General features: G+C 69.4%; 25 protein-coding genes. 11 read left to right on the top strand and 14 right to left on the bottom strand.

Going from position 1 to position 21,868, the window contains the following annotated elements; genetic code table 11:
• Entirely contained in the window at positions 1–456 is a 456-nt protein-coding gene (locus DDE10_RS01225; protein WP_162806195.1) for a hypothetical protein, read from the bottom strand.
• A gap of 139 nt (positions 457–595) precedes the next feature.
• Between DDE10_RS01225 and DDE10_RS01220 the strand changes: the two genes are divergently transcribed.
• Both DDE10_RS01220 and DDE10_RS01215 read left to right on the top strand, forming a co-directional pair.
• Positions 596–1,777: a glycosyltransferase family 4 protein gene (locus DDE10_RS01220; RefSeq protein ID WP_114950905.1), complete on the top strand. Its 1,182-nt coding sequence runs from the start codon at positions 596–598 to the stop codon at positions 1,775–1,777.
• A gap of 18 nt (positions 1,778–1,795) precedes the next feature.
• Positions 1,796–3,304: a helicase HerA-like domain-containing protein gene (locus tag DDE10_RS01215; protein WP_114950904.1), complete on the top strand. Its 1,509-nt coding sequence runs from the start codon at positions 1,796–1,798 to the stop codon at positions 3,302–3,304.
• A 182-nt stretch (positions 3,305–3,486) separates the two neighbouring features.
• Here DDE10_RS01215 and DDE10_RS01210 read toward each other — a convergent pair whose 3' ends face one another.
• Positions 3,487–3,825 (bottom strand): DUF2218 domain-containing protein, encoded by a 339-nt coding sequence (locus tag DDE10_RS01210; RefSeq protein ID WP_114950903.1) that lies wholly within the window; start codon positions 3,823–3,825, stop codon positions 3,487–3,489.
• Positions 3,822–4,457: a PadR family transcriptional regulator gene (locus tag DDE10_RS01205; protein ID WP_349356526.1), complete on the bottom strand. Its 636-nt coding sequence runs from the start codon at positions 4,455–4,457 to the stop codon at positions 3,822–3,824. Before DDE10_RS01205 ends, DDE10_RS01210 begins: the two co-directional genes overlap by 4 nt.
• Before the next feature lie 121 nt (positions 4,458–4,578).
• Here DDE10_RS01205 and DDE10_RS01200 point away from each other — a divergent pair, with 121 nt between their 5' ends.
• Both DDE10_RS01200 and DDE10_RS01195 read left to right on the top strand, forming a co-directional pair.
• On the top strand, positions 4,579–5,346 hold the full coding sequence (locus DDE10_RS01200; RefSeq protein ID WP_114950902.1) for a CDP-alcohol phosphatidyltransferase family protein: 768 nt from the start codon (positions 4,579–4,581) through the stop codon (positions 5,344–5,346).
• A gap of 17 nt (positions 5,347–5,363) precedes the next feature.
• Complete coding sequence (locus tag DDE10_RS01195; protein WP_114950901.1) at positions 5,364–5,588, top strand: DUF3072 domain-containing protein; 225 nt, start codon at positions 5,364–5,366, stop codon at positions 5,586–5,588.
• A 66-nt stretch (positions 5,589–5,654) separates the two neighbouring features.
• On the opposite strand, the gene rplS is transcribed toward DDE10_RS01195, so the two are convergent.
• The 4 genes from rplS to DDE10_RS01175 form a co-directional block, all read right to left on the bottom strand.
• On the bottom strand, positions 5,655–6,074 hold the full coding sequence (gene rplS, locus DDE10_RS01190; RefSeq protein WP_114950900.1) for a 50S ribosomal protein L19: 420 nt from the start codon (positions 6,072–6,074) through the stop codon (positions 5,655–5,657).
• The gene (gene trmD / locus DDE10_RS01185) at positions 6,071–6,817 is read right to left on the bottom strand and encodes a tRNA (guanosine(37)-N1)-methyltransferase TrmD (RefSeq protein ID WP_114950899.1); all 747 of its coding nucleotides are present in this window, start codon (positions 6,815–6,817) and stop codon (positions 6,071–6,073) included. The genes rplS and trmD overlap by 4 nt, the downstream gene beginning before the upstream one ends.
• Positions 6,814–7,161 carry a hypothetical protein gene (locus DDE10_RS01180; protein ID WP_114950898.1) on the bottom strand — a complete coding sequence of 116 codons (348 nt, stop codon included), beginning with the start codon at positions 7,159–7,161 and terminating at the stop codon, positions 6,814–6,816. The genes trmD and DDE10_RS01180 overlap by 4 nt, the downstream gene beginning before the upstream one ends.
• 111 nt (positions 7,162–7,272) lie before the next feature.
• Positions 7,273–8,862, bottom strand: a complete 1,590-nt coding sequence (locus tag DDE10_RS01175; RefSeq protein WP_114950897.1) for a serine hydrolase domain-containing protein — start codon at positions 8,860–8,862, stop codon at positions 7,273–7,275.
• A gap of 92 nt (positions 8,863–8,954) precedes the next feature.
• Between DDE10_RS01175 and DDE10_RS01170 the strand changes: the two genes are divergently transcribed.
• On the top strand, positions 8,955–9,875 hold the full coding sequence (locus tag DDE10_RS01170; protein ID WP_114950896.1) for an NAD(P)/FAD-dependent oxidoreductase: 921 nt from the start codon (positions 8,955–8,957) through the stop codon (positions 9,873–9,875).
• Positions 9,876–9,925: 50 nt separating this feature from the next.
• Here DDE10_RS01170 and rimM read toward each other — a convergent pair whose 3' ends face one another.
• Genes rimM through ffh form a run of 3 tightly spaced genes read right to left on the bottom strand, consistent with a single transcriptional unit; the run spans position 9,926 to position 12,574 of the window.
• On the bottom strand, positions 9,926–10,411 hold the full coding sequence (rimM, locus tag DDE10_RS01165) for a ribosome maturation factor RimM (protein ID WP_114950895.1): 486 nt from the start codon (positions 10,409–10,411) through the stop codon (positions 9,926–9,928).
• Positions 10,412–10,414: 3 nt separating this feature from the next.
• The gene (gene rpsP, locus DDE10_RS01160) at positions 10,415–11,086 is read right to left on the bottom strand and encodes a 30S ribosomal protein S16 (protein ID WP_114950894.1); all 672 of its coding nucleotides are present in this window, start codon (positions 11,084–11,086) and stop codon (positions 10,415–10,417) included.
• 27 nt (positions 11,087–11,113) lie between these two features.
• Entirely contained in the window at positions 11,114–12,574 is a 1,461-nt protein-coding gene (ffh, locus tag DDE10_RS01155) for a signal recognition particle protein (protein WP_284734362.1), read from the bottom strand.
• A gap of 225 nt (positions 12,575–12,799) precedes the next feature.
• Between ffh and dapF the strand changes: the two genes are divergently transcribed.
• Genes dapF through DDE10_RS01125 form a run of 6 tightly spaced genes read left to right on the top strand, consistent with a single transcriptional unit; the run spans position 12,800 to position 18,219 of the window.
• The gene (dapF, locus tag DDE10_RS01150) at positions 12,800–13,588 is read left to right on the top strand and encodes a diaminopimelate epimerase (protein WP_114950893.1); all 789 of its coding nucleotides are present in this window, start codon (positions 12,800–12,802) and stop codon (positions 13,586–13,588) included.
• On the top strand, positions 13,585–14,934 hold the full coding sequence (mtaB, locus tag DDE10_RS01145; RefSeq protein WP_114950892.1) for a tRNA (N(6)-L-threonylcarbamoyladenosine(37)-C(2))-methylthiotransferase MtaB: 1,350 nt from the start codon (positions 13,585–13,587) through the stop codon (positions 14,932–14,934). Before dapF ends, mtaB begins: the two co-directional genes overlap by 4 nt.
• Positions 14,935–14,957: 23 nt before the next feature.
• A complete protein-coding gene (ftsY, locus tag DDE10_RS01140; RefSeq protein ID WP_432653704.1) occupies positions 14,958–15,854 on the top strand; it encodes a signal recognition particle-docking protein FtsY in 897 nt (298 codons plus the stop codon).
• A complete protein-coding gene (locus DDE10_RS01135; RefSeq protein WP_114950890.1) occupies positions 15,854–16,507 on the top strand; it encodes an inner membrane-spanning protein YciB in 654 nt (217 codons plus the stop codon). The genes ftsY and DDE10_RS01135 overlap by 1 nt, the downstream gene beginning before the upstream one ends.
• A 7-nt stretch (positions 16,508–16,514) precedes the next feature.
• Complete coding sequence (locus DDE10_RS01130; RefSeq protein ID WP_114950889.1) at positions 16,515–17,447, top strand: ABC transporter ATP-binding protein; 933 nt, start codon at positions 16,515–16,517, stop codon at positions 17,445–17,447.
• 1 nt (position 17,448) lies between these two features.
• On the top strand, positions 17,449–18,219 hold the full coding sequence (locus tag DDE10_RS01125) for an ABC transporter permease (protein ID WP_114950888.1): 771 nt from the start codon (positions 17,449–17,451) through the stop codon (positions 18,217–18,219).
• Positions 18,220–18,337: 118 nt separating this feature from the next.
• On the opposite strand, the gene DDE10_RS01120 is transcribed toward DDE10_RS01125, so the two are convergent.
• The 4 genes from DDE10_RS01120 to DDE10_RS01105 all read right to left on the bottom strand — a co-directional run bounded on the left by DDE10_RS01120 (position 18,338) and on the right by DDE10_RS01105 (position 21,846).
• Positions 18,338–18,964, bottom strand: a complete 627-nt coding sequence (locus DDE10_RS01120) for a superoxide dismutase (protein ID WP_114950887.1) — start codon at positions 18,962–18,964, stop codon at positions 18,338–18,340.
• 245 nt (positions 18,965–19,209) lie between these two features.
• The gene (locus tag DDE10_RS01115) at positions 19,210–19,767 is read right to left on the bottom strand and encodes a tetratricopeptide repeat protein (RefSeq protein WP_162806193.1); all 558 of its coding nucleotides are present in this window, start codon (positions 19,765–19,767) and stop codon (positions 19,210–19,212) included.
• Positions 19,768–19,897: 130 nt separating this feature from the next.
• A complete protein-coding gene (locus DDE10_RS01110; RefSeq protein ID WP_284734361.1) occupies positions 19,898–20,848 on the bottom strand; it encodes a transposase in 951 nt (316 codons plus the stop codon).
• Positions 20,836–21,846 (bottom strand): HEAT repeat domain-containing protein, encoded by a 1,011-nt coding sequence (locus DDE10_RS01105; RefSeq protein ID WP_114950885.1) that lies wholly within the window; start codon positions 21,844–21,846, stop codon positions 20,836–20,838. The genes DDE10_RS01110 and DDE10_RS01105 overlap by 13 nt, the downstream gene beginning before the upstream one ends.
• Positions 21,847–21,868: the final 22 nt, after the last annotated feature.

Below are 21,868 nucleotides of genomic sequence, written 5' to 3'. Positions count from 1 at the left end.
TCAGCGGCGGAAGCCGTCGCGGCCGGTCAGTTCGTCGAGGAAGCAGTCGAGCTTGAGCTTCCAGCCGTAAGCGCAGGCCGCTTGCCGCTGCGCCTCGCGCCAGCCCGGCGGCGGCCGGCGATGGCAGGCCATTCCGCACCGCACCGCCGCGCGCATGTCCGGCGCGTCGCGGCTCAACGACCAGAGCGGCACCCAGCAGGGATTGCCGTAACGGTCGATCAGCGCCCAGCCATTCTCCTGCGCGACGACCTCGACCCGCGTCCCGAACGACACCGGGACGCTGTGCGTGCCCCGGCGAGCGGCGCGGGCGAGATGGGGAAAGCCCTGGCACCTCATATGGGTCGCGAGGAAACGGACCTCGCCGCCGCCGGCCCGGACTTGCTGCAGCCAGCTGCGCCGCTCCATCTCATGGCGAACGATCGAGCCGACGACGAACGCCATGGTCAGCACGACCACGATCGCCGCCCCGATGCCTCCGCCCCTCCCGCGCATCCGGCGAGGGTACATGAAACCGATACGAGCGCAACTTGCGCACGGACGGCCTCGCCTCCCCCGCCTTTGCCTTTCGGCGGCGCTTTCCGCTATCGGCCGCCCAATGGACATCTCCGACCTTCGCGTCGCCATCTTCAGCGGCAATTACAATTATGTCCGCGACGGGGCCAATCAGGCGCTGAACCGCCTCGCCGACTATCTGCTGCGCCAGGGCGCGTCGGTGCGGGCCTATTCGCCGACGGTGAAGGAGCCGGCTTTCCCCGCCCGCGGCGACCTCGTCCACATTCCCTCGGTGCCGATCCCCGGACGCTCCGAGTACAAGTTCGGGTTCGCGCTGCCGCGGCGGGTCCGGCTGGACCTCAAGGCCTATCGGCCCCACATCTTCCACGTCGCCAGCCCCGAGATACTCGGCCACCGCGCCGTCACGCTCGCCCGCAAGTGGGATTTGCCGGTAGTGGCCTCGGTCCACACCCGCTTCGAGACCTATCCGCGCTATTACGGCATGGCCTTCATGGAGCCGGCCGTGCTCGCCGTGCTGCGCCGCTTCTACCGCCGCTGCGACGCCATCTTCGCCCCGTCGGACTCGATGGCCCAGCTGCTGCGCGACCAGCGGATGAACTACGACGTCGGCATCTGGACGCGCGGCATCGACCGCGAGATCTTCCACCCCGGCCGGCGCGATCCCGAATGGCGCCGCTCGCTCGGCATCGAGGACGACGTTCCCGTCGTCGGCTTTGTCGGCCGGCTCGTCATGGAGAAGGGCCTCGACGTCTTCTCCGACACGATCGACCGGCTGACCCGGCGGCAGGTCCGGCACAAGGTGCTGGTGGTCGGCGAAGGCCCGGCCCGCGAATGGTTCGAAAGACGGCTGCCCCAGGCCATCTTCGTCGGCTTCCAGGGAGGCCCCGATCTCGGCCGCGCGGTCGCCTCGATGGACATGCTGTTCAACCCTTCGGTGACCGAGACCTTCGGCAACGTCACCCTGGAGGCGATGGCGGCCGGCCTGCCCGTCGTGGCGGCGATCGCCACGGGCAGCGAGAGCCTTGTCACCGACGGTGTCACCGGCCGGCTGATCCGGCCGGGCGCCTGCGACCAGTTCTGCGAGGCGCTGACCCATTATTGCCGCGATCCGGAAGCGCGCCGCAAGGCCGGTCTGGCCGGCTGCGAGTTCAGCCAGCATTATGGCTGGGACGAGGTCAACCAGGAGCTGGTCGACGCCTATCTGCGGATCATCCGGCAGCACGGCTCGGGGGGCCGCCAACCCCGTCACAGCCCGGTGCCCTGAAGCGGGGGAGCTTACGTCATGGATGAGCAAAGCCTGTTCGTCGGCCAGGGCGGCCTCGGCCCCGCGCGGCTGCGCCTCGACCATGCCAATCGCCACGGCCTCATCGCCGGCGCGACAGGCACCGGCAAGACCGTGACCCTGCAGGGGCTCGCCGAGGGTTTCTCGCGCGCCGGTGTCCCGGTCTTCGTCGCCGACGTGAAAGGCGACCTGGCCGGCCTCGCCATGCCCGGCGATCCCGGCCAGAAGGCGCACGAGGCCTTCACGCGCCGCGCCGCCGAGATCGGCCTCGGCGACTATGCCTATGGCGACGTGCCGGTCATGTTCTGGGACCTGCTCGGCGAGCGCGGCCATCCGATGCGCACGACGGTGTCGGAGATGGGGCCGTTCCTGCTGGCCCGCCTGCTCGGGCTGAACGAGACCCAGCAGGGCGTGCTCAACATCGCCTTCACCCTCGCCGACGAGCAGGGGCTGCTGCTCCTCAATCTCGACGACCTCCAGTCGATGCTCGCTTTCTGCGCGGAGCAGGCGCCGGCGCTCTCCGCCCGCTACGGCAATATCGCCAAGGCCTCCGTCGGGGCCATCCAGCGCCAGCTCCTCGCCTTCGCCGCGCAGGGCGCCGATCGCTTCTTCGGCGAGCCGGCGCTCGCGATCGAGGACTTCCTCGTCTCCGACGAAAGCGGCCGCGGCTGTGTCAGTATCCTCGCCGCCGACCGGCTCATCGAGCGGCCCATGCTCTACGCCACCTTCCTCTTGTGGCTGCTGTCGGAGCTGTTCGAGACGCTGCCGGAGGTGGGCGACACCGACAAGCCCCGCTTCGTCTTCTTCTTCGACGAGGCCCATCTGCTGTTCGACGACGCCCCGGACGCGCTCCGCGAGAAGGTCGAGCAGGTCGTCCGGCTGATCCGCTCCAAGGGCGTCGGCGTCTATTTCATCACCCAGAATCCGGGCGACATTCCGGACGCCGTCGCCGGCCAGCTCGGCCATCGCTTCCTCCACGCGCTTCGCGCCTACACGCCCGCGGACCAGCGCGCGATCCGGGCGGCGGCCGAGACTTTCCGCCCCAATCCCGCGCTCGACGTCGCCACCGCCATCACCGAATTGCGGACCGGCGAGGCGCTCGTCTCGCTGCTCGACGCGGACGGCGCGCCGACGCCGGCCGACCGGGTGCTGGTGCGCCCGCCGGCAAGCCGCGCCGGGCCGCTCAGCGACAAGGAACGCGCCGTGCTGGTGTCGCTGTCGCCGGTCGGCGATCGCTACGACCGCACGCTCGACCGCGAGAGCGCGCACGAATTGCTGCAGGCGCGGGCGGCGAAGGCGGCCGCCACCACCGAGGCTGCCCGGGCGGCCAAGGCGGAGGAAAAGGCACGGCGCGACGCCGCCCGCGCCGAGCGCGAGCGCCAGCGCGACGCGCCGCTGCACGAGCAGATGGCGCGCCAGCTCGGCCGCTCGGTCCAGCGCCAGCTCACCAACCGCATCGCCGGCCAGATCGTCCGCGGCCTGTTCGGCGGCCTGTTCCGGGGACGCTGAGGCAACTCGCCGGCGATCCTCCCCCTCAAGGGGAGGGGGACCGCCCGAAGGGCGGTGGAGGGGTGTCAGCGATGGTGTCTGACACGGCGTCCGCCGCAAGAGTGGCTACGCTGACACCCGTCCACCAGCCTGCGGCTGGTCCCCCTCCCCTTAGAGGGGAGGATCGAATCGGGCTCCACTCGTCAGTGCGGTTCCGACCCGTCCATCCACTCGAACTTCAGCGGCGCCTCGCGAAAGGCGAAGCGGTCGAGGTGACGCGCCACCGCGCCCTTCAGCGCTTCGAGCTGGCCGGGTGCCGAGGCCTGGATCCGGCATTCCAGCACTTCCGCCTGCGCTTCCATCGTCACCACGCCCTCGCTCGGCCAGTCGGCGCCGCGGGCGTCGCGGGGGAAGACGATCCTCCCCCGCTCGGCATCATATTCGACGTCCAGATTGTGCTGCCAGTGCTTGCACAATTGCTGGAGATAGCGGCTGCCCGACGCGGTGGGCACCCGCGCAACACTCTGAGTGGCTTCGCTCATTTCAGCCTTTCGATCTTCTGCGCCGCGTCATCGAGGATGGCGGCGATCTCGTGCATGGTCGCCTCGTCGACATCGTCGCGGGTGACGCGATGCCACAGGGCCGAGAGCAGGTTGCCGACGGCGCGCTTGATCGGCGGACCGCCCGCCTTGCGCTGGTCGCTGCCGAGATCGTCGAGCCGGGCGAGCAGGGCCTCGACCTCCTCGGCTTTCTCGGCGAGATGCGCCTGCCCTTCCGGCGTCACCGAGAACGCCTTGCGCTGGGCCTCGCCGGTCTCCTTCGCTTCCTCGATCAGACCCATGTCCTGGAGCAGAGTGAGCGTCGGATAGACGATCCCGGGGCTGGGCGCATAGACGCCGTGGGTCATCTCCTCGATCGCGCGGATTAGGTCGTAGCCGTGGCGCGGCTGATCGGCGATCAGCTTGAGGAGCACGAGCCTGAGCTCGCCGGACTCGAACATCCGGCGCCGGCCGCGATGGCCGCGCCCGCCCCGGCCGCCGCCGCCGGACCAGTCCATGTCCCAGTCGCCCCAGCCCTTGCCCCAGGGCCCGCCGCGGCCGCCGAAGCCCATCGCCAGAAGCCCTTCCGGAAAACCGCGCGGCCCGCAGCCGTGCATTCTGAACCGCATACCCATATCATTCTCCTCGAAAGTAGCACTGAGATATATCTTAGATACAGGCACGTCAAGATATATCTTGGAGCGTCGAGCCGTGCGGCGCGTTCGCGTGGCGAGACGAGGGAGGACAGGAGCGCGCATGGACGAATCCCCCGCATCCCAGCGCTCCCCCGCCGGCATCGCCGCCGCCTGGTTGGTCCACGCCTTCACCGCGACCGGCGCCGTGATCGCCATCCTCGCCTTGATGGCGATCGACCGGGGCGATTGGCGGCTCGCCTTCCTCTGGCTCGGCGTGGCGCTGGTGGTCGACGGCATCGACGGCAGCTTCGCCCGCTGGGCGAGGGTCAAGGAACGGGCGCCGCGGATCGACGGCACCGTGCTCGACCTCGTCATCGACTATCTCAATTATGTGTTCGTCCCCACGGCTTTGATCTGGAAGGCCGAGCTGGTGCCGGCCGGATCGGCCTGGTGGCTGGCGGCCTTGATCCAGCTCGCCTCGCTCTACGTCTTCGCCCGCGCCGACATGAAGACCGAGGACCATTATTTCCGCGGCTTTCCGGGCCTGTGGAACGTCGTCGCCCTCTACCTCTTCGCCGTCCAGCCCGGTCCGGGGGCCGGCGCCGCCATCGTCCTCGTCTTCGTCCTTCTCTCCTTCGCGCCGATCCACTTCGTCCACCCGTTCCGGGTACGGGACTATGGCTTCTGGTCGCCGGCGCTCGCCACCTTCTGGGCAGCGGCGACGGGTGCGATGCTGTGGCCCGACTGGCCGGCGGCGGTCGAGCGCGGCCTCTTCCTCGCTTCCGCCGCCTCGGCGATCCTGCTGGTCCTGCTGGGTCTGGTCCGGACGTTACGCGGCCCGCGAGGAACGGTGGGAACAGACGGGGAACATGGAACGTTCCTGCCCTAGACAGACAGGAGCTTGCCATGACCGATACTGCCAATCCCAAGGCCCATCCGCAGGGCAATGCCGAGAAGCCGCCGGAGGAGTGGACGACCGGGGACGAGCCGATGACCGGCGCCCAGGCCTCCTATCTGAAGACGCTGAGCGAGGAGGCCGGCGAGGGCTTCGACGACGGCCTCAGCAAGGCCGACGCCTCGAAGCGGATCGACGCGCTGCAGGCGGCGACCGGACGCGGCCGGGACGACTAATTCGACCCCAAGACAAAGGGGCGGCCGATCGCTCGGCCGCCCCTCCTTGTTCCTGCTTCGAGGCGATCAGCCTTCGGCGCTCTCGGTCTGCGGGGTCGCCGTCTCGGCGGTCTGCTGACTGGTGCGCAGGTCGCGGCGCTCGGCGATGCGCGCTGCCTTGCCGGTGCGGCCGCGCAGATAATAGAGCTTCGCGCGGCGGACGGCGCCGCGGCGGACGACCTCGATCGAATCGACGTTCGGCGAGTAAAGCGGGAAGACGCGCTCGACGCCCTCGCCGAAGCTGATCTTGCGGACCGTGAAGGAACTGCCCAGGCCGCGATTGGCGCGGGCGATGCAGACGCCTTCGAAATTCTGGATCCGGGTGCGCTCGCCCTCGACCACCTTCACGCCGACGCGCAGCGTGTCGCCGGGGCGGAATTCGGGGATGGGCTTGGCCGACGTGAACTGCTCGATCGCCTCGGCCTCGAGCTGCTGGATGATGTTCATTTGCGTTCGCTCTCTTCTTCGCGCTGCGCGCCAGAGGGCGGTGGCCTTCGCGCGTCCCCGTGACGCTCGATCAGGTCCGGCCGCCTTAGCCGTGTCTCCTCTACCGCCTTCGCTTTGCGCCAGGCGGCGATCTTCGCATGATCCCCCGATCGCAGCACTTCGGGGATCCTGCGCCCTTCCCATTCATAAGGTCGGGTATAATGCGGATATTCGAGGAGGCCGCTTTCGAAGCTCTCCTCCTCCCCGCTGGTCGGCGCGCCCATTACCCCGGGAAGCAGCCGAACGCAAGCGTCGAGCAGGACGAAAGCCGCCGTCTCGCCGCCCGAAAGCACATAGTCGCCGACCGAGACCGGGACAATGGGCCGGGCCTCGAACAGCCGCTCGTCTATGCCCTCGAAACGGCCGCACAGGATGCCGACGCCCGGCCCCGTCGCGAGCGCGCGGACGAGCGCCTGGTCGAGCGGCCGGCCGCGCGGCGACATGGCCAGCAACGGTGCGCCCGGCCGGCGCTCCAGCACCTGGTCGACCGCCCGCGCCAGCACGTCGGCCCGCATCACCATGCCGGCGCCGCCGCCGGCCGGCGTGTCGTCCACCGATCGATGCTTGTCGGTGGCGAAGTCGCGGATCTGGACCGTCTCCAGCGACCAGATCCCCTCCGCCAGCGCCCGCCCGGCGAGGCTGTGCCCGAGCGGCCCCGGGAACATGTCCGGATAGAGGGTGAGGATGGTAGCGGCCCAGGTCATCTTGATCGCCGCCTGATCATGAAGACGATCGACGAGGCAACACTGCTCGATATCACGCCTATCACAAAGGGCATGGCAAGGGCTGCAGTTGCGACGAAGGCGCTGGGCCCATTATCGAGATGTCCTTGCGCCTCCCATTGCGGCACTACCTCCGCGATGACCCATCGTTCGGCGATGGAGAAACTCGACAGCCCGGCCAGCCAAGTCAACGCCATGGGGAAGGCGAACGCCGCAAGCACAATGGCTGGCGCGGCGCGGACCCACTTCCGGACGAGCATCAAGAGAAGCGACGTCACCGCGCCTCCAGCGAGCACGCCTGAAAGGAACAACAGAACCAAGCCCATCTCAGCCGCCGTCGGTAACTGGCGCGGAAAGCGCAGATCCGGGAAGCTCGGATGCGGGCGGCTGCAGCAGGGACAGCAGGCGAATGCGAGGACAGGCGGGGCTCCGCCTTCTCACTCGACCGGCGCCGCCCGCAGGTTGAGCTCCTGTATGCCGGCCGGATCGGTCGGGGCGAGCAGCAGCTCGCCGTCGAGCCGGCCGCGCTCGCAGGTCCAGGCGAAGCGGCCGGAGAGCGCGCCGGTAGCGGTGATCGGCGCGTCGGTGCGGCACTCGCCGAGGATGAGCTTCATGCCGGCGAAGTCGCGCGCCCAATCCTCGGCGCTGCGGTCCATCAGGAAGTTCATCGCCAAGAGCTCGCCGGCGGGGCCGACATTGCCGGCCCGGTACATCGCCCCCGCAGCACGGTAGCCGACAGCCAGCGACTCGGTGACCGGGATCGTTCGGCGCGGCAGCTGCCCCGCCTCGTGCAGAGCCAGCGCCGCGTCCCAGACCGCCGGAACCGGCGCCGCATAGGTCCGGCTGGCGAAGGCGAACAGGCCGACCCCCTGCTCGGGGAGGAGCAGCAGATAGGAGCCGTAGCCGGGATATCCGCCGCTATGGGACAAAGCGGTGCCGACGTCGCAGTCGGCGACCACGCGAAAGCCCATGCCGTAGGCGCCAGCCTGCCGGCAGGCTTCCTCTCCCGTCTCGCCGGGTCGCTGGCCGAGCGACGGGAAGTTCAATCCCTGGGCGAGCTCGCGCACGCTCGATCGGCGGACCGGTCCGGCCTCAACACCGTCGCTCGGCGGCCAGGCGGAGAGCAGGAAAGCGGTCCAGCGGGCATAGTCGGCGGCGCTGGTCTCGACTCCGCCCATCGCCCCGAACGCGCCGTGCGCCATGTCCGGATCGCGGGTCCAGGTCCCGTCGTGCCAGCGATAGCCGATCGCCCGCCGCTCGGCCGGAGATTCGGCGACCTCGTAGCCGGTCGACATCATGCCGAGCGGCCGCATGATCTCGTCCCGGATATACTGGTCGTAGGGCCGGCCCGAGACGTTGGTGATGATCCGCCCGAGCAGGGCATAGCCGAAGTTGGAATATTCGAAGGCGGTGCCTGGCGCGCGGGTGAAGGGCACGCCTTCCGCGAGCATGCGGGTGAACTCGGCCTCGGGCAGCACCTGCTGGCGATCGCCCCACGGATTGTCGGTGACGAAGCCGCCGGTGTGCGAGAGAAGGTCGCGGACCCGGATGCGCGGCGAATCCGCGGTCGGATAGCGCCAGCCGCGCATCTCGGGCACATATTCCTCGGCCAAAGCGTCGAGCGACAGCCGGCCCTCGTCGCGCAGCTTCAGGATGGCGAGGGCGGTGAAGGCCTTGCTCATCGAGGCGATGCGGAACAGCGATTCGCCGGTCACCGGGCGCCGCGCCTCCAGCTCCTGGACGCCGGACGTGCCGAGATGGACGAGCCGCCCGTCGCGGACGATGCCCCAGACCAGGCCGGGCACGTGACGCTCCTCCTGAAAGCGGCGGAAGCCGGCGTCGATCCGCTCGAGCAGAGGCGCCGGGATGGCGGCGCCGGCCGCAACCGGGGCCGGCTGGCTCGGCTGGGCCGGCTGGACCGTGGTCGGATTCGGGGCCGGGGCCGGGGCCGGCTGAGCCTGCTGGGCCGCGGCCGGGGCGGCGATCGCGAGCAGGGCCGCACCCCTCAGGATTGTCGTTCGAACCATCACCCTCCCCTCCACCTTGTGCCACCGGCTTATCCGGCCCGCGCCGCCTTTTCCACTTGGAACAATCGGCGGCTCCTGGCGCTGGAGGGCGGATGGACGATCAAGCGCTCGACTGCCTCATCATCGGCGGCGGCCCCGCCGGGCTCACCGCCGCCATCTATCTCAGCCGATTCCACCTGCGCGTGCGCGTCGTCGACGAAGGTCGCAGCCGCGCCGGCTGGATCCCCTGCACCCGCAACGTCCCGGGCTTCCCCGACGGGATCGCCGGCGAAGAGCTGCTCGACCGGATGCGCGCGCAGGCCGAAAAATACGGCGTCGCCTTCACCCGCTCCCGGGTCACCCGGCTGGACCGCGCCGAAGACGGTTTCACCGCCGAGTGGGGCGCCGGCACGGCGACCGCCCGCGCCATCCTGCTCGCCACCGGCATCCGCAACCGCCGGCCCGACATGGACGAGGAGCTGCACGACGAGGGGCTCGCCCGCGGCCTGATCCGCTACTGCCCGATCTGCGACGGCTTCGAGGTAACCGACCGCAAGGTCGGGGTGATCGGCAGCGGCAGCCACGGCGTCGCCGAGGCGGTGTTCCTGCGCAGCTACACCGCCGACGTCACCCTGATCGCCCCGGGCGAGGCGCACAGCCTGTCCGCCGACGACCAGGCCCGGCTGCGCGATCATGCCATCCTCGCCCTGGACGGCCCCGCCCGCGGGGTCGCGCTCCAGGAGAATTGCATCGTCGTCGAGACGGCGCAGGGCCATCACGCCTTCGACAGCGTCTATCCGGCGCTCGGCTCGGACATCCACAGCGAACTTGCCGAGCAGGTCGACGTCGCCACCAACGGCGAGACCGGCTGCATCTCCGTCGATTCCCACCAGCGCACCAACGTCCCCGGCATCTACGCGGCCGGCGACGTCGTCATCGGCCTGGACCAGATCAGCCACGCCATGGGCGAAGGCGGCGTCGCCGCGACGACGATCCGCAACGACCTCGCCAAGAGAGCGCCGCTGGACCGCTGAAGCGGCTCCCGATCCGAATGGGAGGTCGGCGGGCCGGCGATGGCCGGCCGTCAGGCGAGGAAGACGGGGTCGGCGACGATGCGGCCGCCGCGAAGGTCGGCGATGCCGTCGCGGAACGGGATCATCGCCCGCTTGCCGTCCGGCCGCTCGATCTCGAGGATGTCGCCGGCGCCGAAATTCTCGACCGCGACGACGGTGCCGAGCGGCTCGCCCGCTTCATCGAAGCAGGCGAGTCCGATCAGGTCGGCATGATAATATTCGCCCTCGCCCAAGGGCGGCAGCTCCGAGCGGGGCACAGTCAGCAGCTGGCCGCGAAGCGCCTCGGCGGCGTTGCGGTCGTCGATGCCGCGGAAGCGGGCGACCGCGCCGCCGCCGCCTGCGCGCACCGACACCAGCTCGAGCGGCCGCCCGCCGGCGAACAGGCGCTTGTGCCGCTTGAGGCTGTCGGCGCCCTCGCCGAACAGCTTCAGGCGCACCTCGCCGCCGATGCCGTGCGCGCCGGCGACGGCGGCGAGGGTGACCTCGGGATCGCCCAAGGCCTATTGGGCCTTCTCGGCCCCTTCCTCGGGCGCGGCTTCGGCCGAACCCTCGGCGGGCTCGGACGCCGACTCGCCGCCGGCGGCCGGCTCGTCCGCCTGCTCGGCCGTCTCGCCCTCGGCGGGCTGCTCGGCCGACTCGCCCTCGTTGGTGGCCTCCTCGGCCGGCGCGGCCTCCTCGGCAGGCGCGGCTTCTTCAACAGGCGCAGCCTCCTCGGCAGCCGCGGCCTCTTCAGCAGGCGCGGCTTCTTCAGCAGGCGCGGCCTCTTCAGCAGGCGCGGCCTCCTCGGCAGGCGCGGCCGCCTCGGCAGCAGCCGCCGCGGCGGCCTCGGCAGCCTCGGCCTCGCGGGTGGCGCGCTCCTCGGCGCGCTCCTTGGCCTTGTCGCCCGGCTGACCCTTGTTCGGGTTGCTGCGCGCCGCGCGCTCGAGGATGCCGGCGGCATCGAGGAAGCGGTGGACGCGGTCGCTCGGCTGGGCGCCGACCGACAGCCAATGCTTGATGCGATCGGCGTCGAGCTTCACCCGCTCGGGATTATCCTTGCCGAGCAGCGGATTGTAGCTGCCGACGCGCTCGATGAACTTGCCGTCGCGCGAGTTGCGCGCGTCGGCGACGACGATCTTGTAATAGGGCCGCTTCTTCGCGCCGCCCCGGGAAAGCCGGATTGCTACTGCCATTTGTTCGTCCTTTCTGAGACCTGGTGACTATTTCTTGAAATTCTTCGGGAGGTTGAACGGAGCGCCGCTTTGCCCGCCCGGAAGCCCCGGGAAGCCGCCCGGCGGCAGCGCGCCGCCGCCGGGCATCCCGCCCATACCGCCCATGCCGCCGCCGCCGAACAGGGCGCCCAATTTGCCGAGACCGCCCATCTTGCGGATCTTCTTCATCGCGGTGGACATCTCCTGGTGCATCTTGAGGAGCTTGTTCACCTCCTGCACGGTGGTGCCCGATCCCTTGGCGACGCGGATCTTGCGCTTGGCGTTCATCAGGTCGGGCTTCAGCCGCTCCCTGGGCGTCATCGAGCCGATGATCGCATCGAGACGGCCGAGCACATTGCCTTCCAGAACGCCGCTCTGGTTGATCTGGTTCTTCATTTTGCCGAGGCCGGGCAACATGCCGGCGAGCGCGCCGAGGCCGCCCATGCGCTGCATCTGGCGAAGCTGGTTGCGAAGGTCGTTGAGGTCGAACTGGCCCTTCGCCATCTTCTTGGCGAGCGCCTCGGCCTCCTCGACCTGGATCGTCTCCTGGGCGCGCTCGACGAGGCTGACGACGTCGCCCATGCCGAGGATGCGGCCGGCGATCCGCTCGGGATGGAAGGGCTCGATCGCGTCGATCGCCTCCCCGGTGCCGGCGAACTTGATCGGGCGGCCGGTGACCGCGCGCATCGACAGCGCCGCGCCGCCGCGGGCGTCGCCGTCCAGCCGGGTGAGGACGACGCCGCTCAGCGCGATCTCGTCGGAGAAGCTCTTGGCGACGTTGACCGCGTCCTGGCCGGTCATCGCGTCGGCGACGAGCAGCACCTCCTGCGGCGCCGACACCTCGGCGACGGCCTTCATCTCGTCCATCAGCGCCTGGTCGACGTGAAGCCGGCCGGCCGTGTCGAGCATCAGCACGTCATAGCCCTGCAGCTTCGCCGCATTGAGCGCGCGGCGGGCGATCTCGACCGGCGACTGGCCCGGCACGATCGGCAGGGTCGCGACCTCGGTCTGGCGGCCGAGCACGGCGAGCTGCTCCTGCGCCGCCGGACGGGCGACGTCGAGCGAGGCCATCAGGACCTTCTTGCGCTCCTTCTCGGTCAGCCGCTTCGCCAGCTTCGCCGTCGTCGTCGTCTTGCCCGAGCCCTGGAGGCCGACCATCATCACGACGACCGGCGGCACCGCGGCGAGCTCGAGCCCGGCCTCCTCGGCGCCGAGCATCTCGACGAGGGCGTCATGGACGATCTTGACGACCTGCTGGCCGGGCGTGACCGAGCGCAGCACCTGCTGGCCGACCGCCTGCTCCGTCGCCTTGTCGACGAACTCGCGGACGACGGGCAGAGCGACGTCGGCCTCGAGCAGGGCGATCCGCACCTCTCGCATCGCCGCGCGGACGTCGGCCTCGGTCAGGGCGCCGCGGCCGCGCAGGCGGTCGAACACGCCGCTCAGGCGATCGCCCAGACTCTCGAACATCGTCACGCTCCTTCGCTCGTTCGCCGGGTGGACCGGTCGCCAAAACGCAAAAGCGCCGGCGGGCGAAACCTCGCCGGCCAGCGTGCGCGCGTGGCGCTTCAGCACTCACCCGTGATCGGGATGTGGGCGCGCATAGCGGGAGAGACAAGGGAAGGCAAGGCGGGGGGCAGGAGATCAGCGCCCGCGGTGGACTTGGCCCCATCCAGCACCTAGATCGCCTGCGCAATGACCCGCTTCCGCAAGATGCACGGCCTCGGCAACGATTTCGTCATCCTCGACGCCCGCGAGGGCGCGGTCGAGATGGACGCGGCGCGGGCGCGGGCGATCGCCGACCGGCGCACCGGCGTGGGCTGCGACCAGCTCATCCTGCTCGGCCCCTCCGACGTCGCCGACGTCAGGATGCGGATCTGGAACTCGGACGGGGGCGAGGTCGAATCCTGCGGCAACGCCTCGCGCTGCGTCGCGCTGATCGAAGGCGGCGACGTCACCATCGAGACCGCCGGCGGCATCATTCGCGGCCAGGCCAACGGCCAGGGCGCGGCGGTCGAGATGGGCGAGGCCCGTTTCGGCTGGGACGAGATCCCGCTCGCTTATCCGATGGACACGGCTAACATGCCGGTCGCCTGGGAGGATCTCGCCGATCCGGCCGCCGTCAATGTCGGCAACCCGCACATCATCTTCTTCGTCGACGATGCCGCCGCGGTTGAGCTCGAGCGGCTCGGCCCGCAGATCGAGCACGACTCGCTCTTCCCCGAGCGGGTCAACGTCAACATCGCCTCGATCGAGGGCGGCATCGTCCGGCTGCGGGTGTGGGAGCGCGGCGCCGGCCTCACCCTCGCCTGCGGCACCGGCGCCTGCGCCACCGCGGTCGCGGCGATCCGCCGCAAGCTGGCGACCAGCCCGGTCGAGGTGCGCCTGCCGGGCGGCACGCTCGAGATCGCCTGGGCGCCAGGCGAGACGATCCGGATGAGCGGCCCGGCCACCCACGTCTTCACCGGCGAGCTGCCGGGATGACGGGACCGGAGATCATCACCCTCGGCTGCCGGCTGAATGCCGCGGAGAGCGAGGCGATGCGGCGGCTCGCCGGAGGCCAGGACGATCTCGTCATCGTCAACAGCTGCGCCGTCACCAACGAGGCGGTCCGCCAGACCCGCCAGGCGATCCGCCGGGCCAGGAAGGCGCGGCCGGACGCGCGCATCGTCGTCACCGGCTGCGCGGCCCAGGTCGAGCCGGAGATCTTCGCGCGGATGCCCGAGGTGGCGCGGGTGCTGGGAAACCGGGAGAAGATGGCTTCAGGATCGTTCGTGCCGAGCCTTTCGACGCCGGCGGCGGCGCCCGGGACGGAGTCGGAAGCGCGCCCCTCGACTTCGCTCGGGACGAACGATCGTCTTTTTTCCGCGCAGGCCGAGGTCCGGGTCTCCGACATCATGGCGGTGCGGGAGCAGGCGCCGCATCTTGCCGCGGCTTATGCGGAACGGACGCGCGGGTTCGTCGAGGTGCAGAATGGCTGCGACCATCGCTGCACCTTCTGCATCATCCCGTTCGGCCGCGGCAACAGCCGGTCGGTGCCGGCCGGGCTGGTGATCGACCGGATCAAGGCGCTGGTCGGCGAAGGCCATCGCGAGATCGTGCTCACCGGGGTCGACGTCACCAGCTACGGCCCCGATCTGCCCGGATCGCCGAGCCTCGGCCTGCTCGTCGAGCGGATCCTGCGGCACGTGCCCGACCTGGAGCGGCTGCGGCTGTCGTCGCTCGACTGCATCGAGATGGACGCGCGGCTGTTCGACATCGCCGTCGGCGAGCCGCGATTCATGCCGCACCTCCATATGAGCTTTCAGGCCGGCGACGACCTCATCCTCAAGCGGATGAAGCGGCGGCACCTGCGCGCCGACGCGGTCGAGACCGTCACGCGGCTCAAGGCGAAAAGGCCGGAGATCGCGATCGGCGCCGATCTCATCGCCGGATTCCCGACCGAGACCGAGGCGATGCACGCGAACAGCCTCGCCCTCGTCGAGCAATGCGACATCGTCTTCGGGCACATCTTCCCTTATTCGCCGAAACGGGGCACGCCGGCGGCGCGGATGCCGCAGGTCGATCCCGGCACGGCGAAGGCGCGGGCGCGGCGGCTGCGCGAGGCGAGCGCGCGGCGCCGGGCCGCCTGGCTGCAGCGCCTGGTCGGCACCCGCCAGCGGGTGCTGGTCGAGCGGGCGGAAGCGGCGGCCTCGGTCGGCCATGCCGAGAATTTCGCGCCGGTGCGGGTCGCCGGCACTCCGGACGTCAAGACAAGAGAAAAAGGCAGCATCGTGGACGTGACCGTCATCGCCGTCGAGAATGACCAGTTGATCGGGGTGGCCGCGTGACCGACCTGCCCTGGTACGAACGCATGCGCGCCGGCTTCCGCAAGACGTCGGACCGGCTCGGCGACAATCTGACCGGCCTGCTCAACAAGGCCGCGCTCGACGAGGACTCGCTCGAGGCCATCGAGGAGGCTCTGGTCGCCTCGGACCTCGGACCCGAGACGGCGGCCAAGGTCCGCGCCCGGCTCGCCGAGGAGAAGTTCGAGCTCGGCGTCACGGAGCAGGCGGTGAGGCAGGTCGTCGCCCAGGAACTGGAGAAGATCCTCCGCCCGGTCGCCGAGCCGCTCGAGATCGACGCCTTCCCGCGGCCGCAGGTGATCCTCGTCGTCGGCGTCAACGGGTCGGGCAAGACGACGACGATCGCCAAGCTCGCCCACCTCTTCCAGGAGCAGGATTATTCGGTGCTGCTCGCCGCCGGCGACACATTCCGGGCGGCGGCGATCGAGCAATTGCGGATCTGGGCGGACCGCGCCGGCGTGCCGGTGATCGCCGGGCCGGAAGGCTCGGACAGCTCCGCCATCGTCTTTGACGGCGTCAAGAAGGCGACCGCCGAGGGCATCGACGTGCTCATCGTCGACACCGCGGGCCGGCTCCAGAACAAGAAGAACCTGATGGACGAGCTCGCCAAGATCCGCCGCGTGCTCGGCCGGCTCAACCCGGCCGCGCCGCACGACGTCGTCCTCGTCCTCGACGCCACCACGGGACAGAACGCGCTGAGCCAGATCGAGGTGTTCAGGGAGGTGGCCGGCGTCACCGGCCTGGTCATGACCAAGCTCGACGGCACCGCGCGCGGCGGCGTCATGGTCGCCGCCGCCGACCGCTACGGGCTTCCCATCCATGCCATCGGCATCGGCGAGGGCATGGACGACCTGCGTCCGTTCGACCCGGCCGAAGCGGCGCGCGCGATTGCGGGAGCGGCCTGATGAACGTCGAGACCAAGGAAACGCCGCGGCCCGAGCCCGATGCCCCGGCCGGCCCGAGTGCGGGCGCGCGCCTGCTCATCGACCTCGGGCCCCTGCTCGCCTTCTTCCTCACCAACTTCTTCGCGCCGGTTCCGGATTCGCTGAAGGTGTTTGTCGCCACCGGCGTGTTCATGGTGGCGATGATACTGGCGATGCTGATCTCGCAGATCCGCTATCGCCACATCTCGCCTCTGCTGTGGTTCTCGGGGATCATGGTGGTGATCTTCGGCGGCCTCACCATCTGGCTGCACAACGAGACGTTCATCAAGATCAAGCCGACCATCTACTATCTGTTCGTCGCCGGGATCCTGCTGTTCGGCCTCGTCACCGGCCGCAACCTGCTCAAGCTGGTGCTCGGCACCGTCTATCCGGGCCTGTCCGAGCGCGGCTGGTACCTGCTCACCCGCAACTGGGTGGGTTTCTTCGTCACCATGGCGGTCGCCAACGAGGCGATCTGGCGGATGACCTCGACCGACACCTGGATCGCGCTCAAGCTGTGGCTGTTCCTGCCGGTCACCTTCCTGTTCATGATCGCCAACGTGCCGATGCTGATGCGGCACGGCTTCGCCCTCGAGGAATCGCCGGAAGAGCCGCCGGTCCCACCGACCCAATAGGAGGAAGATGTTGGAGCCTGTGCTTTCGATCAGGGGACTGAGCAAGACCTATGCGTCGGGGCTGCAGGCGCTGAAACCGCTCGACCTCGACATCGCGCGGGGCGAGATCTTCGCCCTGCTCGGGCCGAACGGGGCCGGCAAGACGACGATGATCAGTATCGTGTGCGGTCTGGTCACCCCGACCAGCGGCACCGTCACCGCCGACGGCCACGACATCATCCGCGACTATCGCGGCGCCCGGCGCAAGATCGGCCTGGTGCCGCAGGAGCTGCATACCGACCAGTTCGAGGCGGTCCGCGACACCGTCGCGTTCAGCCGCGGCCTGTTCGGCTGCCCGCCCGATCCGGGCCGCGTCGAGCAGGTGTTGAGGGACCTGTCGCTCTGGGACAAGCGCGACACCCGCATCCGCGAGCTGTCCGGGGGCATGAAGCGCCGGGTGATGATCGCCAAGGCGCTCGCCCACGATCCGCAGATCCTGTTCCTCGACGAGCCCACCGCGGGCGTCGACGTCGAGCTCCGGCGCGACATGTGGCAGCTGGTCCGCCGGCTGCGCGAGGGCGGCGTCACCATCATCCTCACCACCCATTATATCGAGGAAGCCGAGGAGATGGCCGACCGGGTCGGCGTGATCAGCCGGGGCGAGCTCATCCTCGCCGAGGAGAAGACCAGCCTGATGCGCAAGCTCGGCAAGAAGGCGCTGACCCTGCAGCTCGCCGAGCCGCTGGCGGTCCTGCCTGCCGAGCTCGCCGAGTGGAAGGTCGAGCTCAACGACGGCGGCCACGCCCTCCATTACGAATTCGACGCCAAGGCCGATCGTACCGGCGTGCCCTCGCTGCTGGCCAAGCTGCGCGACCTGGGCATCGGCTTCACCGACCTCAACACCCACCAGAGCTCGCTCGAGGAGATCTTCGTCAGCCTGGTCAGCGAGCGGAAGGATTGAGATGAGCGGCTTCAACGCGCATGGCGTCTGGGCGATCTACCGCTTCGAGCTGCACCGCTTCCGCCGCACCCTGTGGACCGGCCTGGCGGTGCCGGTGATCACCACCTCGCTCTATTTCATCGTGTTCGGGGCGGCGATCGGATCGCGCATGGCCGAGATTGACGGCGTCGACTACGGCACCTTCATCGTGCCCGGGCTGATGATGCTCTCTCTGTTCACCGAGAGCATCTTCAACGCCTCCTTCGGGATCCACATGCCGCGCTTCACCGGCACCATCTACGAATTGCTGTCGGCGCCGCTGTCCGCCTTCGAGACGGTGCTCGGCTATGTCGGCGCGGCGGCGACCAAGTCGATGATCGTCGCCCTGGTCATCCTGGCGACGGCGAACCTGTTCGTCGACGTCCACATCGCCCATCCGTTGCTGATGATCGCCTTCCTGCTGCTGATTGCCGCGACCTTCTGCCTGTTCGGCTTCATCATCGGCATCTGGGCGAAGGGCTTCGAGCAGCTGCAGGTGATCCCCTTGCTGGTGGTGACGCCGCTCACCTTTCTCGGCGGCGCCTTCTACTCGATCGACATGCTGCCCGAGCCGTGGCGGACGGCGACCCTCTTCAACCCGGTCGTCTATCTGATCAGCGGCTTCCGCTGGACCTTCTTCGGCACCGCCGACGTCGGCGTCTGGGTGAGCCTGGGGGCGACCTTCGCCTTCTTCCTGGCCTGCCTCGGAATCGTGTGGTGGATCTTCCGGACGGGCTACCGGCTGAAGGCCTGACTTGGCCCTCTCTCCCCTTCAGGGGAGAGAGATGGAGAGAGGGGGAGTCTCGGCGGGTGGCGTCACTTCCCCCCTCTCCCTAACCCTCTCCCCTGAGGGGGAGAGGGGATCTTGGGCCTCAGCCCTCCTGATCGGCGCGGGCGATGCCGTTACCGTCGAGATTCTGGGCGACGAACTCCCAGTTGACGATATTGCCGAGCACCTTCTCGGCAAAGTCCGGGCGGGCGTTGCGATAGTCGATATAGTAGGCGTGCTCCCACACATCGAGCGTGAGCAGAGGCTTCATGCCGTCATAGGCGACCGGCGAATCGGCGTCGTGGAGCGAGGTCACCTTGAGGCTGCCGCCGTCGAGCACCAGCCAGGCCCAGCCGTTGGAGAAGTGGCCGACCGCCTCCTCCTTCAGCTTGCCGAGCAAAGCGTCGGTCGAGCCGAAGCCCTCGTCGATCAGCTCGGCGAGCCGGCCGGTGGGGCGCTGGCCCTGGGCCGGGGCGAGGCACTGCCAGTAGAAGCTGTGATTCCAGATCTGGGCGCTGTTGTTGAACAGCGGCTTGTCGCCCTTCTCCTTGGCGGCGAGGATCACCTGGGAGAGCGACGCGCCCTCCAGCCCCTTGTCGCCGACCATGCCGTTGGTCTTGTCGACATAGGCCTTGTGGTGCTTGCCGTGGTGGAATTCGAGGGTCTCGGCCGACATGTACTCGCCGAGGGCGTCCTTGGCGTAAGGCAGATCGGGAAGGCGAAAGGCCATGACTGATTCCTCCTCTTTTCGGGTGCGGTCTCCCGCTACCCCGGAGAGGAAGGCGGTGCCACCTCCTTTTTTTCGTTCGGGGGCGAGGGCGGCGACGCCCACAGGGCCTTCCGGCAGAAGCTGACGCAAGGCATCATCCCCGCGGAAGCGGAGAGTGAGCGACCGAGGCCCGACTTCGGACACCGAACCCCCTCACCCCGACCCTCTCCCCAAGGGAGAGGGAGGGTGACGGCGCAGCCGGCGCGTCAGTTGCTGACGACGCGGAAGCGCTGGAGCTCGACGCGGGGGTCGCGCCAGTCGGGGCTGAGCTCGCTCGCGCGGCGATAGTCGTTATAGGCGGCGCGGACGTTGCCGAGCGTCTCGTTGGCGATGGCGCGGCCGAAATGGGCGACGGCGGGCCGCCGCGTCTGGCGATCGATCGCGATGGTGAAGAGCTGCAGCGCCTCGTCGGGATTGCGCTCCATCCGGATCAAAGCCGCGCCCTTGTTCAGATAGGCCTCGGGCTGATCGGGATCGAGGCGCATCGCCGAGTCGAAATCGGCGATGGCCGGCTCGACCTGGTTTCGGCGGAGCCGCAGGATGCCGCGATTGACGTGGGTCGCCACCGTGTCGTGGAGCGACAGGCTCTCACCCTGGAAGGCCTCGTCGCAATAGGCCATGTCACGGGCCGTCGGCGACATCGGGGAATCCGCCGCCTCGAAGCACATCCGGGCGGAGCTGCTCCCGACGACGGTGATCGCTCCGAAGGCGGGAACCGAACTCGCCGCGAGCAAGGCAGCGAGCATGTACGTGCACCTAGCCATAGTCGACTCCTTCAACCACAGCCCACCGCCGATGATTGTACCACCTTTGCGGGCGGTGCGCCAACGGGAGAGTGTAGGGGGCAACACCCCTCCCCCGCCCTTCGGGCGGTCCCCCTTCAGGGGAGGATACTCAGGCGGCGGGCTGGAGGGCGGGCGTGGGGGCCGTCTCGATCCAGCCGCGCAGGGCCTCGAGCCGCGCAGCCTCCCGCCTCGCCATGGCAGCGACGAGGCGGGAGTCGCCGCGCGCCGCCGCCTCGAAGGCGGCGATGCGCCCGTCGAGGTCACGAGCGGCGGCGGCGCGTGCGCGCAGCGCGCACCAGCGGATGCGGTCGCTCGGGTGGCGAGCCGCGAATTCGGCGATCAGGTCCATTCCGTCCTCGCCGCCATAATGGGCGGCGAGCGCGAGCATCGGCTCCAGCGAGGTGCGGGTGAGGATGCCCTCGACCTGGCCGCGCTCGACGTCGAAGCGATACTGGTCGCGGAAGACCGAGCTGTGCGACGCCTCGAGGATGTTGAGCGAGACCGACAGGGCGTCGGCCGGCAGCTGCAGGTGGACGTCCCGGTGGGCGCGGTAGAGCATGACCTTGCCGGGCTCGAGCCGCGACTTCTCGACGAAGCGCAGGTTCACGCTCTCGCCGGGATAGCCGACCACCTCGCCATACTCATATTCGTAATAGTCGCTCCAATAGCCGGGCCCGAAATAGCCGACGGTGAGGAACGAGAAATTGTGGTCGTGCGGCACCCCGTAGAAGAAGGGATCGGTGCCGCTGTGGCGGATGACGCTGTCGCCCAAGGCCGGCCAGACGTTGGCGCGGATGAAGTATTTGCGGGCGCTCATGTGGAGCATGATGACCTGGGCGCTGTACTGGTTGTCGCGCACCTGGCCGGCGCAGCTGCGCTTGAGCTCTTCGATCATCAGGTCGGCGAGAAACGTCCGGTTGTTGGCGAGCTTGCGCAGCGCCGGCCCGAAGGCGGCGAAGCCGTCCTCGTCGCGGCCGTCGAAGCCCGCAGTCTCGAGCTGTTCGATCAGCTCGGCCAGCTCGATCGTCTCGTCGGTCTCGGCCTCGATCAGGCGGGGCATGCCTGCCCCTCTCCGGCCGGCGCCGGCACCGGCGCCTCCTCGTCCGCGAAGAAGAGATCGAGCGTCTGGCGGGCGGCGGCGCGGACGTCGGGATGCGGATCCGTCTCGGCGAGCCGGCGCAGCGACGGCAGCGACCCCTCGGCGTCGAGCGCCAGCATCTCGCGCATGACGTGCCAGCGGATGAAGAAATGCGGGCTGGCCAGCGCCTCCCGAAGCACCGGCAGAGCATCCTGGCGGTCGAGTGCGCGGAGCAGCGACGCCATCATCTGCAGCCGGGCGCCGGCCTCGTCGGTGCCGGTGGCGCCGATGCAGGCCAGGCTGTCGCTGTCATATTCGAGGGCCACCGGCGCGCAGCCGGTCCGGGCGACGGCGTGGAAGAACAGGATGTCGGCTTCGGCATGCTCGATGACGAAGCTTTGCTGGCGGCCGTCGACGAGCAGCTCCTCGCCGTCGGCGATACGGCGGCGCTCGACCAGCCGGCAGGCGCCCGCCGCGGCGAAGGTGAAGGTCCCGGGGACCGGCGGCGCCTCCCACAGGGAGACGATCGCGCCGCCGGCATGGATGAAGCGCAGCAAAGTGAGGCAGCCGGTGAAGTTGATCGAGGCGGCGCCGGTCCGGCCGGACTTCTTGGCGGCGAGGGCATCGAGCCCGGTCACGCCGAGCGAGATGGACAAATCGGGATGGTGATAGAGGAGCAGGCTATTCTGCACCTCGGTCGAGATCGGCTGGAAGGGCGGCCGGAAGAAGGGATCGGTGCGGCAGGAGGCGATCAAATCCGCCATCAGCGCCTCGACGTCGTCGCCGCGGTCCATGAAGCGTCGGGCGGCGGCGATGAGCCTCTCCGGCGTGCGATCGCGCATGTCGATGAGGTCGCGCTCGAGCCCCGCCATGAGCGGGTGGGCGCTCCACCGGCGGGCGACCGCGTCGAGGCCGGCAAATGAGGCATCCTGGGCGGCGCCGTCGGCGAGCCATCGCGCGAGAGCGGTACCGGCGATCATCGCTTCATCCCTGTCCCCGAGG

The organism is Sphingosinicella terrae (assembly GCF_003347635.1).
GTDB lineage: Bacteria > Pseudomonadota > Alphaproteobacteria > Sphingomonadales > Sphingomonadaceae > Allosphingosinicella > Allosphingosinicella terrae.
This window is presented reverse-complemented; position numbering and strand designations above follow the sequence as displayed.

Excerpts from the sequence above, each read along its gene's own strand:
- DDE10_RS01220 (WP_114950905.1), top strand. The coding sequence starts at position 596 with ATGGACATCTCCGACCTTCGCGTCGCCATCTTCAGCGGCAATTACAAT.
- DDE10_RS01215 (WP_114950904.1), top strand. The coding sequence starts at position 1,796 with ATGGATGAGCAAAGCCTGTTCGTCGGCCAGGGCGGCCTCGGCCCCGCG.
- DDE10_RS01210 (WP_114950903.1), bottom strand. The coding sequence starts at position 3,825 with ATGAGCGAAGCCACTCAGAGTGTTGCGCGGGTGCCCACCGCGTCGGGC.
- DDE10_RS01205 (WP_349356526.1), bottom strand. The coding sequence starts at position 4,457 with ATGGGTATGCGGTTCAGAATGCACGGCTGCGGGCCGCGCGGTTTTCCG.
- DDE10_RS01200 (WP_114950902.1), top strand. The coding sequence starts at position 4,579 with ATGGACGAATCCCCCGCATCCCAGCGCTCCCCCGCCGGCATCGCCGCC.
- DDE10_RS01195 (WP_114950901.1), top strand. The coding sequence starts at position 5,364 with ATGACCGATACTGCCAATCCCAAGGCCCATCCGCAGGGCAATGCCGAG.
- rplS (WP_114950900.1), bottom strand. The coding sequence starts at position 6,074 with ATGAACATCATCCAGCAGCTCGAGGCCGAGGCGATCGAGCAGTTCACG.
- trmD (WP_114950899.1), bottom strand. The coding sequence starts at position 6,817 with ATGACCTGGGCCGCTACCATCCTCACCCTCTATCCGGACATGTTCCCG.
- DDE10_RS01180 (WP_114950898.1), bottom strand. The coding sequence starts at position 7,161 with ATGGGCTTGGTTCTGTTGTTCCTTTCAGGCGTGCTCGCTGGAGGCGCG.
- DDE10_RS01175 (WP_114950897.1), bottom strand. The coding sequence starts at position 8,862 with ATGGTTCGAACGACAATCCTGAGGGGTGCGGCCCTGCTCGCGATCGCC.
- DDE10_RS01170 (WP_114950896.1), top strand. The coding sequence starts at position 8,955 with ATGGACGATCAAGCGCTCGACTGCCTCATCATCGGCGGCGGCCCCGCC.
- rpsP (WP_114950894.1), bottom strand. The coding sequence starts at position 11,086 with ATGGCAGTAGCAATCCGGCTTTCCCGGGGCGGCGCGAAGAAGCGGCCC.
- ffh (WP_284734362.1), bottom strand. The coding sequence starts at position 12,574 with ATGTTCGAGAGTCTGGGCGATCGCCTGAGCGGCGTGTTCGACCGCCTG.
- dapF (WP_114950893.1), top strand. The coding sequence starts at position 12,800 with ATGACCCGCTTCCGCAAGATGCACGGCCTCGGCAACGATTTCGTCATC.
- mtaB (WP_114950892.1), top strand. The coding sequence starts at position 13,585 with ATGACGGGACCGGAGATCATCACCCTCGGCTGCCGGCTGAATGCCGCG.
- ftsY (WP_432653704.1), top strand. The coding sequence starts at position 14,958 with ATGCGCGCCGGCTTCCGCAAGACGTCGGACCGGCTCGGCGACAATCTG.
- DDE10_RS01135 (WP_114950890.1), top strand. The coding sequence starts at position 15,854 with ATGAACGTCGAGACCAAGGAAACGCCGCGGCCCGAGCCCGATGCCCCG.
- DDE10_RS01130 (WP_114950889.1), top strand. The coding sequence starts at position 16,515 with ATGTTGGAGCCTGTGCTTTCGATCAGGGGACTGAGCAAGACCTATGCG.
- DDE10_RS01125 (WP_114950888.1), top strand. The coding sequence starts at position 17,449 with ATGAGCGGCTTCAACGCGCATGGCGTCTGGGCGATCTACCGCTTCGAG.
- DDE10_RS01120 (WP_114950887.1), bottom strand. The coding sequence starts at position 18,964 with ATGGCCTTTCGCCTTCCCGATCTGCCTTACGCCAAGGACGCCCTCGGC.
- DDE10_RS01115 (WP_162806193.1), bottom strand. The coding sequence starts at position 19,767 with ATGGCTAGGTGCACGTACATGCTCGCTGCCTTGCTCGCGGCGAGTTCG.
- DDE10_RS01110 (WP_284734361.1), bottom strand. The coding sequence starts at position 20,848 with ATGCCCCGCCTGATCGAGGCCGAGACCGACGAGACGATCGAGCTGGCC.
- DDE10_RS01105 (WP_114950885.1), bottom strand. The coding sequence starts at position 21,846 with ATGATCGCCGGTACCGCTCTCGCGCGATGGCTCGCCGACGGCGCCGCC.